The sequence below is a fragment of the Paroceanicella profunda genome (assembly GCF_005887635.2).
Taxonomy (GTDB): Bacteria; Pseudomonadota; Alphaproteobacteria; order Rhodobacterales; family Rhodobacteraceae; genus Paroceanicella; species Paroceanicella profunda.
The window spans coordinates 99,987-114,414 of the sequence record NZ_CP040821.1 but is presented as its reverse complement, the minus strand read 5'-3'; the positions used below and the strand labels follow the sequence as shown (position 1 = coordinate 114,414).

At 71.1% G+C, this 14,428-nt stretch carries 14 protein-coding genes; 6 read left to right on the top strand and 8 right to left on the bottom strand.

Going from position 1 to position 14,428, the window contains the following annotated elements:
• Window positions 1-123: 123 nt before the first annotated feature.
• From pcaF to FDP22_RS22370, 3 genes are read right to left on the bottom strand one after another with little or no spacing between them, the layout of a single operon-like run.
• Window positions 124-1,326: a 3-oxoadipyl-CoA thiolase gene (gene pcaF, locus FDP22_RS22380; protein WP_138576951.1), complete on the bottom strand. Its 1,203-nt coding sequence runs from the start codon at window positions 1,324-1,326 to the stop codon at window positions 124-126.
• A gap of 10 nt (window positions 1,327-1,336) precedes the next feature.
• Window positions 1,337-2,032 carry a 3-oxoacid CoA-transferase subunit B gene (locus tag FDP22_RS22375; RefSeq protein ID WP_138576953.1) on the bottom strand — a complete coding sequence of 232 codons (696 nt, stop codon included), beginning with the start codon at window positions 2,030-2,032 and terminating at the stop codon, window positions 1,337-1,339.
• The gene (locus FDP22_RS22370; protein ID WP_138576955.1) at window positions 2,029-2,736 is read right to left on the bottom strand and encodes a 3-oxoacid CoA-transferase subunit A; all 708 of its coding nucleotides are present in this window, start codon (window positions 2,734-2,736) and stop codon (window positions 2,029-2,031) included. Before FDP22_RS22370 ends, FDP22_RS22375 begins: the two co-directional genes overlap by 4 nt.
• Before the next feature lie 133 nt (window positions 2,737-2,869).
• On the opposite strand from FDP22_RS22370, the gene FDP22_RS22365 reads away from it, so the two are divergent.
• Window positions 2,870-3,634 carry an IclR family transcriptional regulator domain-containing protein gene (locus FDP22_RS22365; protein ID WP_138576957.1) on the top strand — a complete coding sequence of 255 codons (765 nt, stop codon included), beginning with the start codon at window positions 2,870-2,872 and terminating at the stop codon, window positions 3,632-3,634.
• A gap of 72 nt (window positions 3,635-3,706) precedes the next feature.
• Here the strand turns inward: FDP22_RS22365 and FDP22_RS22360 are convergent, their stop codons facing one another.
• From FDP22_RS22360 to FDP22_RS22345, 4 genes are all read right to left on the bottom strand, one after another.
• Window positions 3,707-4,828 carry an HWE histidine kinase domain-containing protein gene (locus tag FDP22_RS22360; RefSeq protein ID WP_138576959.1) on the bottom strand — a complete coding sequence of 374 codons (1,122 nt, stop codon included), beginning with the start codon at window positions 4,826-4,828 and terminating at the stop codon, window positions 3,707-3,709.
• 350 nt (window positions 4,829-5,178) lie between these two features.
• Window positions 5,179-5,826: a 3-oxo-tetronate 4-phosphate decarboxylase gene (gene otnC / locus FDP22_RS22355; RefSeq protein WP_138576961.1), complete on the bottom strand. Its 648-nt coding sequence runs from the start codon at window positions 5,824-5,826 to the stop codon at window positions 5,179-5,181.
• Entirely contained in the window at window positions 5,823-7,067 is a 1,245-nt protein-coding gene (gene otnK, locus FDP22_RS22350) for a 3-oxo-tetronate kinase (protein WP_138576963.1), read from the bottom strand. Before otnK ends, otnC begins: the two co-directional genes overlap by 4 nt.
• A gap of 139 nt (window positions 7,068-7,206) precedes the next feature.
• Window positions 7,207-7,926: an FCD domain-containing protein gene (locus FDP22_RS22345; RefSeq protein WP_138576965.1), complete on the bottom strand. Its 720-nt coding sequence runs from the start codon at window positions 7,924-7,926 to the stop codon at window positions 7,207-7,209.
• A gap of 249 nt (window positions 7,927-8,175) precedes the next feature.
• On the opposite strand from FDP22_RS22345, the gene FDP22_RS22335 reads away from it, so the two are divergent.
• From FDP22_RS22335 to FDP22_RS22315, 5 genes are all read left to right on the top strand, one after another.
• Window positions 8,176-9,147, top strand: coding sequence for a TRAP transporter substrate-binding protein (locus FDP22_RS22335; protein ID WP_138576970.1), 972 nt, complete (start codon window positions 8,176-8,178; stop codon window positions 9,145-9,147).
• A 213-nt stretch (window positions 9,148-9,360) separates the two neighbouring features.
• The gene (locus tag FDP22_RS22330; RefSeq protein ID WP_138576972.1) at window positions 9,361-9,888 is read left to right on the top strand and encodes a TRAP transporter small permease; all 528 of its coding nucleotides are present in this window, start codon (window positions 9,361-9,363) and stop codon (window positions 9,886-9,888) included.
• Complete coding sequence (locus FDP22_RS22325) at window positions 9,885-11,177, top strand: TRAP transporter large permease (RefSeq protein ID WP_138576974.1); 1,293 nt, start codon at window positions 9,885-9,887, stop codon at window positions 11,175-11,177. Before FDP22_RS22330 ends, FDP22_RS22325 begins: the two co-directional genes overlap by 4 nt.
• A gap of 40 nt (window positions 11,178-11,217) precedes the next feature.
• Window positions 11,218-12,180 (top strand): NAD-dependent epimerase/dehydratase family protein, encoded by a 963-nt coding sequence (locus tag FDP22_RS22320; protein WP_138576976.1) that lies wholly within the window; start codon window positions 11,218-11,220, stop codon window positions 12,178-12,180.
• Window positions 12,181-12,322: 142 nt separating this feature from the next.
• Entirely contained in the window at window positions 12,323-12,997 is a 675-nt protein-coding gene (locus tag FDP22_RS22315; protein ID WP_239032021.1) for a nucleoside/nucleotide kinase family protein, read from the top strand.
• 199 nt (window positions 12,998-13,196) lie between these two features.
• Here the strand turns inward: FDP22_RS22315 and FDP22_RS22310 are convergent, their stop codons facing one another.
• Complete coding sequence (locus tag FDP22_RS22310; RefSeq protein WP_138576978.1) at window positions 13,197-14,420, bottom strand: aminotransferase-like domain-containing protein; 1,224 nt, start codon at window positions 14,418-14,420, stop codon at window positions 13,197-13,199.
• Between the last annotated feature and the right edge of the window lie 8 nt (window positions 14,421-14,428).

Genomic DNA, 14,428 nt, shown 5'->3' with positions numbered 1-14,428 from the left:
GGGCCATCCCCCCCGGGGCAGAGGGACCATGCGGCCGGACTCCGCGAAGGTCAGCGACGGGCTCGCCTGCCGGAGGGCGTGGCGGGTGGCGTGCCCCGGCGGCAGGCCGGGGCACGGAGGGGATCAGACGCGTTCGAGCGCGATGGCGATGCCCTGGCCCACGCCGATGCACATGGTCGCGAGGGCCTTGCTGCCGCCGCCGGACACCAGTTCCAGCGCCGCGGACCCGGAGATGCGCGCCCCCGACATGCCCAGCGGATGGCCGAGCGCGATGGCGCCGCCATTCGGGTTCACCCGCGGGTCGTCGTCGGCGATGCCGAGCGCGCGCAGCGTCGCCAGGCCCTGGCTGGCGAAGGCCTCGTTCAGCTCGATCACGTCGAACGCCTCGGCAGTGAGGCCGAGCCGCGCCATCAGCTTGCGCGAGGCCGCGATCGGGCCGATGCCCATGATGCGCGGCGGCACGCCGGCGGCCGCCCCGCCCAGCACCTTCGCCAGCGGGGTGAGGCCATGCGCCTTCACCGCCGCTTCCGAGGCGATGATGAGCGCCGCGGCGCCGTCGTTCACGCCGCTGGCATTGCCCGCGGTCACGGTCCCGCCCTTGCGGAACGGGGTGCCGAGCCTGGCCAGCGCCTCCATCGAGGTGGCGCGCGGGTGCTCGTCGGCCGCCACGACGACCGGGTCGCCCTTGCGCTGCGGGATGGTCACCGGGGTGATCTCGCGCGCCAGCCGGCCGTTGGCCTGTGCCGCGGCCGCCCGCTCCTGCGAGCGCAGGGCGAAGGCGTCCTGGTCCTCGCGGCTGACGGAGAAGTCCTCCGCCACGTTCTCGCCGGTCTCGGGCATCGAATCGATGCCGTACTGCGCCTTCATCACCGGGTTCACGAAGCGCCAGCCGATGGTGGTGTCATAGATCTCCGCCTGCCGGGAGAAGGCCGAGGTGGCCTTGGGCATCACGAAGGGCGCGCGGCTCATGCTCTCCACGCCGCCGGCGATCATCAGATCGGCCTCGCCGGCCTTGATGGCGCGTGCCGCGGCCAGGATCGCGTCCATGCCCGAGCCGCAGAGCCGGTTCATCGTGGTGCCCGGCACGCTCACCGGCAGGCCCGCCAGCAGGGCGGACATGCGGGCGACGTTGCGGTTGTCCTCGCCGGCCTGGTTGGCGCAGCCGAAGATCACGTCGTCGACGGCCTCCCAGTCCACGCCCGCGTTGCGCGCCATCAGCGCCTTGAGCGGGATCGCGCCGAGATCATCGGCCCGCACCGCGGAGAGCGCGCCGCCGAAACGGCCGATCGGGGTGCGGATGTAGTCGCAGATATAGGCTTCGGTCATGTTCTCGTCCTCAAAGCGCCGGCACGGCCAGTTCGGCCACCGGCCCGTCGATGAGCAGCTCCGCGCCGGTCATCGCCTGCAGTTCGGCCACGCTCATGCCCGGCAGCATTTCCTGCAGCACGAAGCGGCCATTCTCGATCCGGATCACCGCATGGCTGGTGTAGACCCGGGTGACGCAGCCCACGCCGGTGAGCGGGAAGCTGCAACGCTCGACCAGCTTCGGCTCGCCCTTGCGGGTGACGTGCTCGGTGATGACGAAGACATCCTTCGCCCCGTGCACGAGGTCCATCGCGCCGCCCACCGCCGGCACGCCCTTCGAGCCGACCCGCCAGTTCGCGAGATCGCCGGTCTGGGCCACCTGATAGGCGCCGAGGATGGCCACGTCCAGATGCCCGCCGCGCACCATGGCGAAACTGTCGGCGTGGTGGAAGAACGCGGCGCCGGGCTTCAGCGTCACCGCCTTCTTGCCGGCGTTGATCAGGTCCCAGTCCTCCGCGCCCTCGGGCGGGGCCTCGCCGAAGTCCAGGATGCCGTTCTCGGTGTGGAAGATGGCCTGGCGGCCCGGCGGCTGGTAGCGCGCCACCATCTCGGGGAAACCGATGCCGAGGTTCACGTAGGCGCCGTCGGCGATGTCCTGCGCCGCGCGCCAGGCGATCTGGGCGTTGGAGAGCTTGATGTCTTCGCGGGTGTCGATGGCGGCGCTCATGCGTAGCTCGCTCCGGCTCTGATGAGAAGTTCTTCCTGCGCGGGGTCCGGCACCTCGACCACACGGTCGACGAAGATGCCCGGGGTCACCACGTGTTCCGGGTCGATCCCGCCCAGCGGCACGATGCGCGACACCTGCACCAGCGTGCGCGCCGCGGCCATGCACATCAGCGGGCCGAAGTTGCGCCCGGCGTGGCGGTAGGTGAGGTTGCCGTGGATGTCGCCCAGCTCCGCCTTCACCAGCGCGAAATCCGCCTTCAGCCAGCGCTCCTGCACGTAGGGGCGGCCGTCGAATTCCTCGATCTTCTTGCCCTCGGCAAGCTCGGTGCCGTAGCCGGTGGGGGTGTAGAAGGCCGGGATGCCGGCGCCGCCGGCGCGGATCCGCTCCGCCAGCGTGCCCTGCGGCACCAGTTCCAGCGCCACCCGGCCCTCCAGGTAGGCCTCGGTGAAGGCGCGCGGGTCGGAGGAGCGCGGGAAGGAGCAGACCATCTTCGCCACCATGCCCGCGTCGATCATCGCGGCGATGCCGATGCGGCCGTTTCCGGCGTTGTTGTTGATGACGGTGAGGCCCTTCGGCCCCTTGTCGATCAGCGCGTGGATGAGCTCGATCGGCGCGCCGGAGCCGCCGAAACCGCCGATCATCACCGTCGCGCCGTCGCCGATCTCCGCCACGGCCTCGGCCGGGCTGGCGCATGTCTTGTCCATGGGGTCCTCCGCTCTGGCCGGCCTGCGTTCCGCGGCGCGGCACCGACAGACCTAGCGCCACGCCCCCCTCGACGGCAACCGATTTGTACGTTATACGACATTTGTTCTCATTCCGCACAACAGGAGTGTTCCCATGGCCACCCCGACCCGTGACCTGATGGGCAGTTTCGGCAAGGGGCTGCGGGTGATCGAGGCCTTCGGCGCGGAATCTCCCCGCATGACCATCGCCGAGGCTTCCGCCCGCACCGGGCTGGACCGCGCCACGGCGCGCCGCTGCCTGCTCACCCTCGCCGAGGCCGGGTATGCCGAGCATGACGGCAAGTTCTTCACCCTCACGCCCCGGGTGCTGCGGCTGGGCATCGGCTGTCTTGCCGCCATGCCGCTGCCGCAGATCGTGCAACCCTCGCTGGACCGGCTGGCGGAGGCGATCGGGCAGTCCACCTCGGTGTCGATCCTCGACGGGCCGGAGATCGTCTACATCGCCCGGGCCGCGCGGCGGAAGGTGATGTCCATCTCGCTGATGCCGGGCTCGCGCCTGCCGGCGGCCTCCACCTCCATGGGGCGGGTGCTGCTCGCCGCGCTGCCGGAGGCGGAGGCGCGCGTCATCCTCACCGCGCGCCCGATCCCGGCCCGCACGCCCCTCACCCTCACCGACCCGGAGGCGGTGATGGCACGCATCGCCCGGGCCCGCGCCGAGGGCTACGCGCTGATCGACCAGGAGGTGGAGACCGGGCTGCGCTCCATCGCGGTGCCGCTGGTCAATGCCCGGGGCACGGTGGTCGCGGCGGTGAACATCGGCGCCCCGGCCGCGCAGGCCAGCGTCTCGGACCTCGCGGCGAGCTATCTCGACGGATTGCGCGGCGTGCAGGCGGAGATCCGCCGGATGCTCAGCGCCTGACAGCCGGCAGCCGCACGCTCCGCCCCGTGCGCAGCCTTGCGCCGGCCTGGCCGCGGGGACCGGCGGAGCGTGTCAGTCCCGGGCGTCCTGGTGCTCGTCCAGCAGCCGGGCCGCATCGGCGGCGAGGGTCAGCCGGAAGCCGGCGGGCGCGTAATCCAGTTCGACGGTGCCGCGGAAGGCCATCGGCAGGCTGTGCGCGATCAGCGTGCTGCCGAAGCCCTGCGCGGCCGGCTGCGTGACCGGCGGGCCGCCGCTCTCGCGCCACTCCAGCCGGAAGACGGCGGGCTGCGACAGGCTGTCGATCTGCCAGCCCAGCAGCACCCTGCCGGAGGGCAGCCCCAGCGCTCCGTACTTCATCGAGTTGGTGCCCAGCTCATGCAGCGCGAGGCAGAGGGTGGTAACCTGCTCGCGGCCGATGAACACCTCCGGCCCGCGGATCTCCACCCGGTCGGAATCATCCAGGAACGGCCCGAGGGCGCGCCGGGACACCACGTCCAGGCTCACGCTGCCGGTTTCGGTTTCCATCAGCAGGTCCTGCGCGCGCACCAGCGCCTCGATACGCAGCTGCAGCATGTCCTTGATCTCCGGCAGGGCCTGCGCACTGCGGAAGGAATGGTTGACCAGCGCGGAGACCAACGCATAGGCATTGCGCGAGCGGTGCACGAGCTCGCGGTTGCGCAGCTCGGCCAGCGCCTCGGCCCGCACCTTGCCCGTGGTCTCCACCACCGTGTCCAGCATGCCGCGCACCACGCCGTGCTCATCGCGGATCGGGCTGTAGCAGAAGGTGAAGTTCGCCTGTTCGAACGTGCCGGAGCGGTTCGTGGTGAGCGCGAAATCCTCGATGAAGGTGGAGTCTCCGGCCAGCGCGCGCAGGGCGATGGGCCGGATCTCCTCCGCCACGTCGCTCCACACCTCCAGGAACGGCCTGCCCAGGCAGGGGTGCTTGGCGTCGAGGATCGGGATGAAGGCGTCGTTGTAGATCATCGTCAGCCCGTCGCCCCAGCACAGGCATTTCGGGAAGGCGGAATTGAGCAGGGTGCTCACGGTGATCTTCAGCGCCGCGGACCAGGTCTCGATGCGCCCCAGCGGGGTGGAGCCCCAGTCGAACGCCCGGATCTCCCGCGCCATCGCCCCTCCGCCCTGAAGGAACGCATGATCGCCCAGGGCGAAGTCGGACTCGGGCGTCGTGCGCATGACGGTTCTTTCGGGGTGACGGAAAGGGACTTGCCAGACAGTAGCGATCTGCAATCCGCATCACAATGGGGCGCGAACCCGGGCCGGGCCGCCGCCCCCGTCCTGCCCTCCGGAGCCGCGCATATGCCCGTGCCCGCCCTGCCCCGCCGGCCTCCTTCGCCGCAACGGGGCGCGCGGGAAGGGGCCCCCGTGGTCGCGGGTTCAGTCCCGGTCCAACTCGAAGGTCTTCACCGGGTCGCCCTCCTGCCCCTCGGGGACGGGCAGGCCCGTGCCCGCCCTGCTCCCCCAGCCGCCCTCACCGCAGCCGGGGCGGCGCGGGGAGGCGCCCGTCCTGCGCCCCCCTGGCGGGTTCAGTCCCAGTCCACCTCGAAGGTCGTCACCAGGTCGCTCACCTGCGCCTCGGTGAGCAGGCGGGGGGACATGCCGCGGGTGAGCAGGGCCAGCCGCGCGGTCTCCTCCAGCTCCTCCATGGCATAGACGGCCGCTTCGAGGTCCTTCGAGGCCACCACCGGGCCGTGGTTGGCCAGCAAGACCGCCGCGCGCCTGCCCGCGAGGCCGCGTACCGCCGCCCCCATCGCCGCGTCTCCGGGGCGGAAATAGGGCAGAAGCTTCACCCGGCCGAGCTTCATGATGGCATAGGGGGTGAGCGGCGGCAGCACGTTCTCCGGGTCCGTCTCCGGCAGCAGGGAGAGCGCCACGGAATGGGTGGAATGCAGGTGCACCACCGCCCCCGCGCCCTTCCGCGTCTCGTAGAAGGCCGAATGCAGCGGCATTTCCTTGGTCGGCTTGTCACCGGAGACCAGCCGCCCGGAGGCGTCGAACCGCGACAGGCGCGCCGGGTCCAGCCGGCCCATGCTGGAGCCGGTGGGGGTGACGAGCAGCCCGCCGTCCGACAACCGGGCGGAGATGTTGCCGGTGGAGCCGCTGGTCAGCCCCCGCTCGAACAGCGAGCGCGCGAAGAAGCAGATGCGCTCGCGCAGGTCGGCCTCCTCGCTCATGCGCCCCCCAGGATCTTCGCGGCGGTCTCGAAGAAGGTCTCGTCGCCGAAATTGCCGGACTTGAGGGTGAGCCGCAGCGGGCCGGCGGCCAGCGCCGGGGCGCCGGGCGCGATCTCCGGGCCGATGGCGAGGGCGTCGAGGTCCAGCGCCTCGACCACGGCGCCGGAGGTCTCTCCCCCCGCGGCGATGATGCGGGTCGCGCCGCGCGCCACCACCAGGCGGGTGACCTCGGCGAAGAGGTCCTCGATGGCGGAAGCGGCGCGCGCGCGGCCGTATGTCTCCTGCGCGGCACGCACCACGGCGGGCTCGGCGGTGGCATAGGCCAGCGGCAGTCCCTCCTGCGCCAGCAGCCAGTCCGCCACGCCTTCGGCGGTGGTGGTGCCGGCGATCACGTCATCCACGGTGATCTGCAGCGCCGGGTGGCGGGCCTTGTGATACGCCACCTGGCCGCGCGTGGCGATGGAGCAGGAGCCCGAGAGCACCACGCAGGGCCCGTCCGAGCCCTGCCAGTCATAGCCGCCGCCGGCCAGCAGCCCCTCGCGGCGGAAGTTCTCCGGCAGGCCCATGGCGATGCCCGACCCCCCGGTGATGAGCGGCAGGCCCGCGGCGGCGGCGCCGATCTCCATCAGGTCCGCGTCGGCGATCGCGTCGGTCACCAGCAGGCGGCGTCCGGCGGAGTGCTCGGCCTCGAAGGCCGCCGAGATCGCCTCCGCGCCCCGGCGCACCGCGGCCATGGAGACATGGCCCACGGGCATCTCCGTCTGCCGTGCCAGCCAGCGGCGGATGTCCGGGTCGGTCATCGGGGTGAGCGGGTGGTCCTGCATGCCGCTTTCCGAGAGCAGCTTGCCGTTCACGAAGAGATGGCCCTCGAACAGCGTGCGCCCCGTGGCCGGGAACACCGGGCAGACAATGACCTTCCAGGCGTCCAGCCGCTCTGCCAGCGCCGCGGCCACCGGGCCGATGTTGCCCTCCGGCGTGCTGTCGAAGGTGGAGCAGTACTTGAACAGGAACTGCCGGCAGCCCTGCGCCTGCAGCCATTCCAGCGCCTTCAGCGACTGGGCGATGGCCTCCTGCGGCGCGATGGTGCGCGATTTCAGCGCGACGACACCAGCCTCCACGCCGGCCTCGGCCGGGGCGGTGGGCACGCCGGAATACTGCGTCACCCGCATGCCCTGTTTGGCCAGCGTGTTGGCGAGATCGCTCGATCCCGTGAAATCGTCACCGATACAGCCCAGCAACATGTCCTGCTCCTTCGTGGTCCGGGGCGCGGCCACCCGCGGTGCGCCCTTTGAATTGATGTCTGGCCCCGGGGGCCTTCCGCCCCCCGTCCCCGCCCGCCATGTCCGGGCGGGGAGCCGTGCCGCAGGGCCCCGCCGGCCGTCAGCGTCCGGGCGTGTGCATGCTGTTGACCTGCAGCAGGTGCGCGCGCATGGCGCCGAAGGCGCGGTCCGCATCGCGTGCGCGGATGGCGTCGAAGATCTGCTGGTGCGCGGCGAAGGCAGTCTGCATCTGGCCCTCGTGGGCGAGGGTGACGAGGCGCACCTCGTGCAGCCAGCGGTCCACCGCCAGGTAGAAGGCATCCAGCATCGGGTTGCCCACGATGCGCGCGATGGCGAGGTGGAAGTCCATGTCGGTGCGCGCGAACCGCGCCGTGTCGCCCACGGAGGCGCGATTCGCCTCCAGCAGCGCGCCGAGGGCGGTGATGTCCTCCGGCCTGGCGCGTTCGGCGGCCATGCGGGCGAGGCCGGTTTCCACCAGCGTGCGCACGTCCTGGAAGTTGCGCAGCCCCTCGGGCTGGGAGATGTAGAAGGTCGCCGTGCCGGAGAGCAGCTCCACCAGCCGGTCGGAGCTGGGCTCGCACACCCGTGCCCGGGTGCCGGGGCGCACGGCGATGAGGCCGGATTTCTCCAGCGCGCCTAGGGCTTCGCGCACCGTGAGCCGCGAGACGCCGAACTCCTCCATCAGCTCGCGCTCGGAGGGCAGGGGGTCGCCCACGGCGAAGACGCCGCCGCGGATGTCCTCGCTCAGCATTTCCACCAGTTCCTCGTGCATGCGCTTGCGCTTCACCAGCCGCCGGTCGCCTGTCGGATTCGTCTGCATCGTCGCTGTCTCCCACATCCGGCAATACACGGCTGTTGACATGCCGTCCAATGCTGATCCACAAACCATCAAACAGTCTGATGGTCAACCTATCAGACCAGTTGAGTCGGAGGCCCCGTCCGAACCTGCTCCCCTGAGGGGCAGGCGGCCGCGGGCCGATGGCGGCGCCCCGACGGGGCGTTCGAAGCGTGAGACGACCCCCGGCCCCGGCCGGCAAGCAACCCAGAGCCCTCAAGGGAGGAAACGCAGATGAGATCCCGTATTCTCGGAGCCCTCGTGGCTGCCGGCATCGCCGTCGGCGGCGCCCCGGCCGCCTTCGCCGAAGACATCGCCATCGCCATGCATGTCGACCCGTCGCACGAGATGTTCTCCGTGGGCCGCAAGCTCAAGGAGCTGATCGAGGAGCGTTCGGACGGGGCGTTCACCGTCACCCTGCTGGGCACGGAAGTGGGTGGCGAGCGCGACCACCTGGAGGGTGCGAGCTTCGGCGAGTACCAGATCGCCCTCGGCGGCTCGATGCCGATGTCGCTCTACGCGCCGAAATACGCCGCCTCCGACCTGCCCTTCGTCTATTCCTCCACCGCGCAGGCCCGCAAGGTCTACGAGGGCGAGCTGGGCGAGGCGGTGAACGCGGCGCTGGTTGCCAGCGCGAACCTGCGCCTCGTCGGCATCTCGAAGCGCAACCCGCGCAACCTCACCTCCAACGCCCCGGTGCGAACCCCGGCGGACGTGGAGGGCGTGCGCATGCGCGTGCCCGAGATCGCCTCCTGGGTGAAGATCTGGAGCGCGCTCGGCGCCCTGCCCTCGCCCATCGCCTGGCCGGAGGTCTACACCTCGCTGCAGACCGGCGTCATCGACATGCAGGAGAACCCGGTGGGCTACATCCACGCCGGCAAGCTCTACGAGGTGCAGAAATACGTCGACAAGACCCAGCACGTGTACTCGTTCTTCCACTGGCTGATGAACAACGACTTCTACGAGAGCCTGTCGGAGGAGGACCGCGCCATGATCCGGGGCGCGATCGACGAGGCCATCGCCTGGGGCGATGAGACGACCGACACGCTGCAGGCCGAGCTCTACGCCGACCTGGAGGCGAAAGGGATGACCGTGGTGGAGCCCGACACCGCCGCCTTCCGCGAGAAGGCCGCCCCGGCGGTGCGCGAGGTGGCCCAGGGCCTTGACCCGCAGGTGCGCGACTACGTGCTCTCCTTCATCGACTGAGGCCGCCGCCCCGCGCCGGGCGAGGGTGGCCCCCGGGCCGCCCTTGCCCCGGGACCGGCTCCGCGGCCCCCCCTCGCAGGAGGGGGGGCCCGGTCCGGCACCGTCCCCCGCCGGGGGCAGGTGCGCAGGCCGGGCCACCGGGCGCGCCGCCCGCGCGCTCCGGTCTCCCGCCCGGCGCGTGCCGCCCTCCCGCCACAAGAGAACGGACACCCCATGACTGCCTCCCGCTCAAGCGCCGCGCCATCGGTCCCGGCCCGCCTCGCTGCCGGCTTCTGGAGCATCGTCGAGACCGTCACCATCGTGAGCTTCTTCGCCATGCTGGCGATCATGTTCGTGCAGGTGATGTCGCGCTACGCCCTGGGCATCGGCGTGCCCTGGACCGACGAGGCCTCGCGCTTCCTCTACATCGCCGAGATCTTCCTCGGCGCGGCCGTGGCGCAGCGCTACGGCGCGCAGATCCGCATCACCGTGCTGCTCGACATGCTGCCGCCGCGCACCGCCCGCGTGCTGGAGGCGGCGAGCGACGTGATCACCCTCGTCATCTGCGGCGCCGTCATCGTCGGCGCCTGGGGGATGATGCAGCGCACCGCGAACGTCGCCGCCAGCACCCTGCCGATCCCCTTCGCCTGGCTCTACTTCGTCCAGGGCCTCGGCATCGTGCTGCTCGCCCTCCTGGTGCTGCGCGATCTCGCGGTGAAGCTCGGCCTCGCCGCCCCGTCCACCCGGAGTCTTTCCGAATGATCCTCTTCGCAACCCTCTTCGGCTCGCTGCTCATCCTGCTCTTCATCGGCGTGCCCGTCGGCTTCGCGATGATCGGCGCCTCCTCCGCGGTGCTGCTCTACACCCGCGGCCTCGACGGCCTGCCGCTCGACATGATCGCGCAGCGCACGCTCTACGGCGTGAACAGCTTCACCCTGCTCGCCATCCCGGCCTTCCTGCTCATCGGCCGGCTGATGAACGCCTCCGGCATCTCCGACCGGGTGTTCGACGTGGCCCGCTCGCTGGTGGGCCACATGCGCGGCGGGCTGGGCCATGTGAACGTGGTCTCCTCCATGCTCTTCGCCGGCATGTCCGGCTCGGCGGTGGCCGATGCCGGCGGCCTCGGCCCGGTACAGATGAAGGCGATGGAGAAGGACGGCTACGACCGCGGCTTCTCCGCCGCCGTCACCGCCGCCTCGGCCACCATCGGCCCGATCATCCCGCCCTCCATCCCGGCGGTGATCTACGGCGCGCTGGCCAATGTCTCCATCGCCGAGGTGTTCCTGGGCTCCATCGTGCCCGGCGTGCTGATGGGCCTCGGGCTGATGGCACTGGTGGCGATCATCTCCGTGCGCCGGGGCTACCCGGTCGCGGCGCGCGCCTCCGCGGCCGAGATCGCGCGCGCCTTCGGCCGCGGCATCCTGCCGATGCTCACCCCGGTGATCATCGTGGCCGGCATCCTCTCCGGGCTCTTCACGCCCACCGAGGCCTCCGCTGTCGCGCTGGTCTACTGCATGATCATCGCCTTCGTGGTGTACCGCACGGTCACCTTCCGCGAGTTCTGGCAGATCCTGAAGGAAACGGCCGTCGACACCGCGGCGCTGCTCATCATCATCGCGGGCTCGGCGCTCTACGCCTGGGTGCTGGCGCGCTATCAGGTGACGGGCGACATCACCTCCTTCCTGTCGGAGACGGTGACGGACCCCTGGGTGCTGCTCATCCTGCTCAACGTCTTCATCCTCATCGTCGGCTGCTTCATCGACTCGGTGCCCGCGCTTTTCCTGCTCACCCCCATCCTGGTGCCGCTGGTGCAGAGCTACGGCATCGACCCGGTACATTTCGGCGTGATGATGATCTTCAACCTGATGATCGGGCTGGTGACGCCCCCGGTGGGCACGGTGCTCTTCACCGTGCAGAAGGTGGCCAACATCCCCTTCGGCACGCTGATCCGCGAGATCATGCCCTTCTACATCCCGCTTTTCCTGATGCTGCTCGTGATCACCTTCGTGCCCTGGGTGGTGCGGATCGTCCCCGACCTGCTGCTGCGCTGATGGCCCTGCACGAGCGAAACACCCCGAACGGAGGAAACTGATGTCGGTACTCATCTTCGGCGGCCTCGGCCATGTCGGCTCCTGGGTCGCGCATGACCTGGCCCGGCAGGGCAAGAAGGTCGTCATCTTCGACATGGACGCCGGTCGCTTCGACCAGCTCGGCCTCGACTACCTGGAGGAGGTGCGCGACAACCTCGTGCTGGAGCCGGTCGACGTGCTGGACACCCACACCATGTTCGAGCGCGTGGGCGCCCATGCGCGCGAGGCGGAGGCGATCGTCTTCGGTGTCGCCGTCATCGCCGGCCCCACCTTCAGGCTGCGCCCGTTCCGGAACATCTCGATCAACACCACGGGCCTGCTGAACGCGCTGGAAGTGGCGCGGGTGTTCAACATCCCGAAATTCGTCAACCTCTCCTCCGGCGCGGTCTACGGCGACCAGCCCGGCGGGCAGACCGAGGAGACGCCGATCAAGGTCACCGACCTCTACGGCGCCACCAAGGTGGCGAACGAGGTGCTGGCCCTGCAATACGGCGAGACCTACGGCATGGACGTGCGCAACGCGCGGCTCTACTTCGTCTACGGCCCCGGCAAGCGCCCCTCGCGCATGCACGCGCTCTATCAGGCGATGTTCGGCCCGCTGGAAGGGCTCTCGGGCGTCGCCTCCCCCAACGGCGGCGACCAGGCGCTGGACTGGACGCATGTGGCCGACACCGCGCAGGGCGTGGTGAAGCTGCTGCAGGCCGAGGGCATGGCCGGGGAGAACGTGAACATCTCCTGCGGCGTGGCCTACCGCCACCCGGAGATCGTGGAGCGGGTGACGCGGCTCATCGGCCATGACAGCGGCATGACCCTCGGGCCCGGCTCCTTCGTGCCGCGCGGCGCGCCGCTCGACATCTCCAAGGCGCAGCGGCTCATCGGCTTCCAGCCGCGCTTCGCGGATATCGACGCAGGGCTCGCGGATTACCGCGACTGGCTGGCCCGCGGCGCACACCGGGCCGCCTGAGGGCGCAGCGCCCCCCCCCGGGCATGCGCGCCCCGCGCCCCCCTCCCCGGGGCGCGGGGCGCCTGCGGCGCGCCTCTCCCGTCCCGCCGCCGGACATGCTAGAACCCCCGGCCGAAACCCGCAAAGCAGGGACCGACCGCGCGTGACAGACATCGACACCGACACCGCCACCCCCATCCGCATCGCCCCCGATGCGCTCGCCGCCACGCTCGCCGCGCGGGCGGGCCCCGGGCGCAGCATCGTCGCCATCGCCGGCCCGCCGGGAAGCGGCAAGACCACCCTCACCGCCAGTGTGGAAGCCGCGCTGACGGGCACGCACGGCCTTTGCGCGCGCAGCCTGCAGATGGACGGGTTCCACTATGACAACGCGGTGCTGGACAGCCTGGGCCTGCGCGCGCGCAAGGGCGCGCCGGAGACCTTCGACACCGACGGGCTCGCCGCCCTGCTCGCCCGGCTGGCCGCGGGCGACGCGCCCGACATCGCCGTTCCGGCCTTCGACCGCACGCTGGACCTCACCCGCGCCTGCGCCACGATCATCGGGCGGGAGGCGCGCATGCTGGTGGTGGAGGGCAACTACCTGCTGCTGAACCGCCCGCCCTGGCAGGCGCTGCAGCGGCATTTCACCTGCACCGTGGCGCTCGACTGCGCGGAGGACACCCTGCGCGCCCGCCTGATGCAGCGCTGGCGCGGGCTGGGCCATTCGGAAAGCGCGGCGCGCACGAAGGTGGAGCAGAACGACTTGCCCAACGCCCGGCTGGTGCTGCACCACAGCCGGCCCGCCGATATCCTCGTGTCCTGCCCCGGGGCGCCCGGCTGACTCCCGGCGCCCCGGGGCGCGCGGAGGCATTTCGCGCGCGAAACACGCCTGCCCGATGCGTCCGGCAGGAAGCAGCTGCCGCGGGGCATGCCCGGCAGCGGTGAGCGCCCCGCGCGGCGGGGCTGACGCGCTCCCCGGTTTGAACCGGGGCCCATGCCGGCCCCGGGGCTCATCCGGGCGCGCCGGTTCCGATGCCGGGTCAGGCGGGTTGCAGGGCTTCCTGCAGCACGGCGCCCACGCGGCGGATGCCCTCCTCGATGGCCTCGCCGTCAGTGGCCGAGAAGCTCAGCCGCAGGGTGTTGCCGCCGGTCGCATCGGGGAAGAAGGCCCGGCCCGGCACGAAGGCCACTTTGTGGTGGGAGACGGCCCGGGCCAGCAGCGCCGCGCCGTCCAGCGGCTCCGGCACGGTCACCCAGACGAACATGCCGCCCTCCGGTTCCGTCCAGCTCACGCCGGCGGGCATGTGCCGCTCCAGCGCCGCCAGCATCCGGTCGCGCCGCGCGCGGTAGGCCGCGCGGGCGCGCGCCACCTGGGCGTCGAACCCGGCCTCGGCCACCCTGTGCACCGCCATCTGGTTCAGCGTGGCCGAATGCAGGTCCGCCGCCTGCTTCAGCAGCACCAGCCGCGAGATCAGCGAGGATTCGGCGCAGACCCAGCCCACCCGCAGCCCCGGCGAGAGCGTCTTGGAGAAGGAGCCGCAATAGACCGTGCGGCAGGCCTCGATGCTGCCCTTGCGCGCGATCTCCAGCGCCAGCATGGGCGGGATCGCCTCGCCGTCGTAGCGCAGGTCCTGGTAGGCGGCGTCCTCGATCACCGCGAGGTCGAGCGTGTCGGCAAGCTCCAGCACCGCCTCGCGGCCCGCGCGGTCCAGCGTCTCGCCGGTGGGGTTGGCGAAATCGGGGGAGAGATAGGCGAATTTCGCCCGGCCCCCGGCCTCGCGCGCCGCCGCCGCGATGTCCTCCGCCGTGCGGTTGCCGCGCGGCAGCAGCCGGTCATAGCGCGGCTCGTAGGCGTTGAAGGCGCCGAGCGCGCCGAGATAGGTGGGCCAGGTCACCAGCGCCGTGTCCGCGGGGGTGAGGAAGATCTTGCCCAGATAGTCCAGCGCCTGCTGCGAGCCGGAGCTGATGAGGATGTTCTCCGGCCCGCAGGGCACGCCGAGCGCCGCCATGCGCGCCGCCAGCCAGCGGCGCAGCGGCAGGTAGCCCTCGCTCACCGAGTATTGCAGGGCGGTCGCCGCCTCCGCGCCGGAGAAGATGTCGTGGAAGGCGGTCTTGAAATCCGCCGCCGGGAACAGCGCCGGGTCCGGGATGCCACCGGCGAAGGAGATGATGTCCGGCTGGTCCAGCAGCTTGAGAAGTTCACGGATCTCGGACGCCTTCATCCGCCCCGCCCGCCGCGCCAGAATATCCTGCCAGTCCATCACATCCTCCT

Coding starts and splice junctions, on each gene's coding strand:
- FDP22_RS22325 (WP_138576974.1), top strand. CDS start 9,885: ATGATCCTCTTCGCAACCCTCTTCGGCTCGCTGCTCATCCTGCTCTTC.
- FDP22_RS22360 (WP_138576959.1), bottom strand. CDS start 4,828: ATGCGCACGACGCCCGAGTCCGACTTCGCCCTGGGCGATCATGCGTTC.
- FDP22_RS22370 (WP_138576955.1), bottom strand. CDS start 2,736: ATGGACAAGACATGCGCCAGCCCGGCCGAGGCCGTGGCGGAGATCGGC.
- FDP22_RS22330 (WP_138576972.1), top strand. CDS start 9,361: ATGACTGCCTCCCGCTCAAGCGCCGCGCCATCGGTCCCGGCCCGCCTC.
- FDP22_RS22345 (WP_138576965.1), bottom strand. CDS start 7,926: ATGCAGACGAATCCGACAGGCGACCGGCGGCTGGTGAAGCGCAAGCGC.
- pcaF (WP_138576951.1), bottom strand. CDS start 1,326: ATGACCGAAGCCTATATCTGCGACTACATCCGCACCCCGATCGGCCGT.
- otnC (WP_138576961.1), bottom strand. CDS start 5,826: ATGAGCGAGGAGGCCGACCTGCGCGAGCGCATCTGCTTCTTCGCGCGC.
- FDP22_RS22320 (WP_138576976.1), top strand. CDS start 11,218: ATGTCGGTACTCATCTTCGGCGGCCTCGGCCATGTCGGCTCCTGGGTC.
- otnK (WP_138576963.1), bottom strand. CDS start 7,067: ATGTTGCTGGGCTGTATCGGTGACGATTTCACGGGATCGAGCGATCTC.
- FDP22_RS22375 (WP_138576953.1), bottom strand. CDS start 2,032: ATGAGCGCCGCCATCGACACCCGCGAAGACATCAAGCTCTCCAACGCC.
- FDP22_RS22335 (WP_138576970.1), top strand. CDS start 8,176: ATGAGATCCCGTATTCTCGGAGCCCTCGTGGCTGCCGGCATCGCCGTC.
- FDP22_RS22365 (WP_138576957.1), top strand. CDS start 2,870: ATGGCCACCCCGACCCGTGACCTGATGGGCAGTTTCGGCAAGGGGCTG.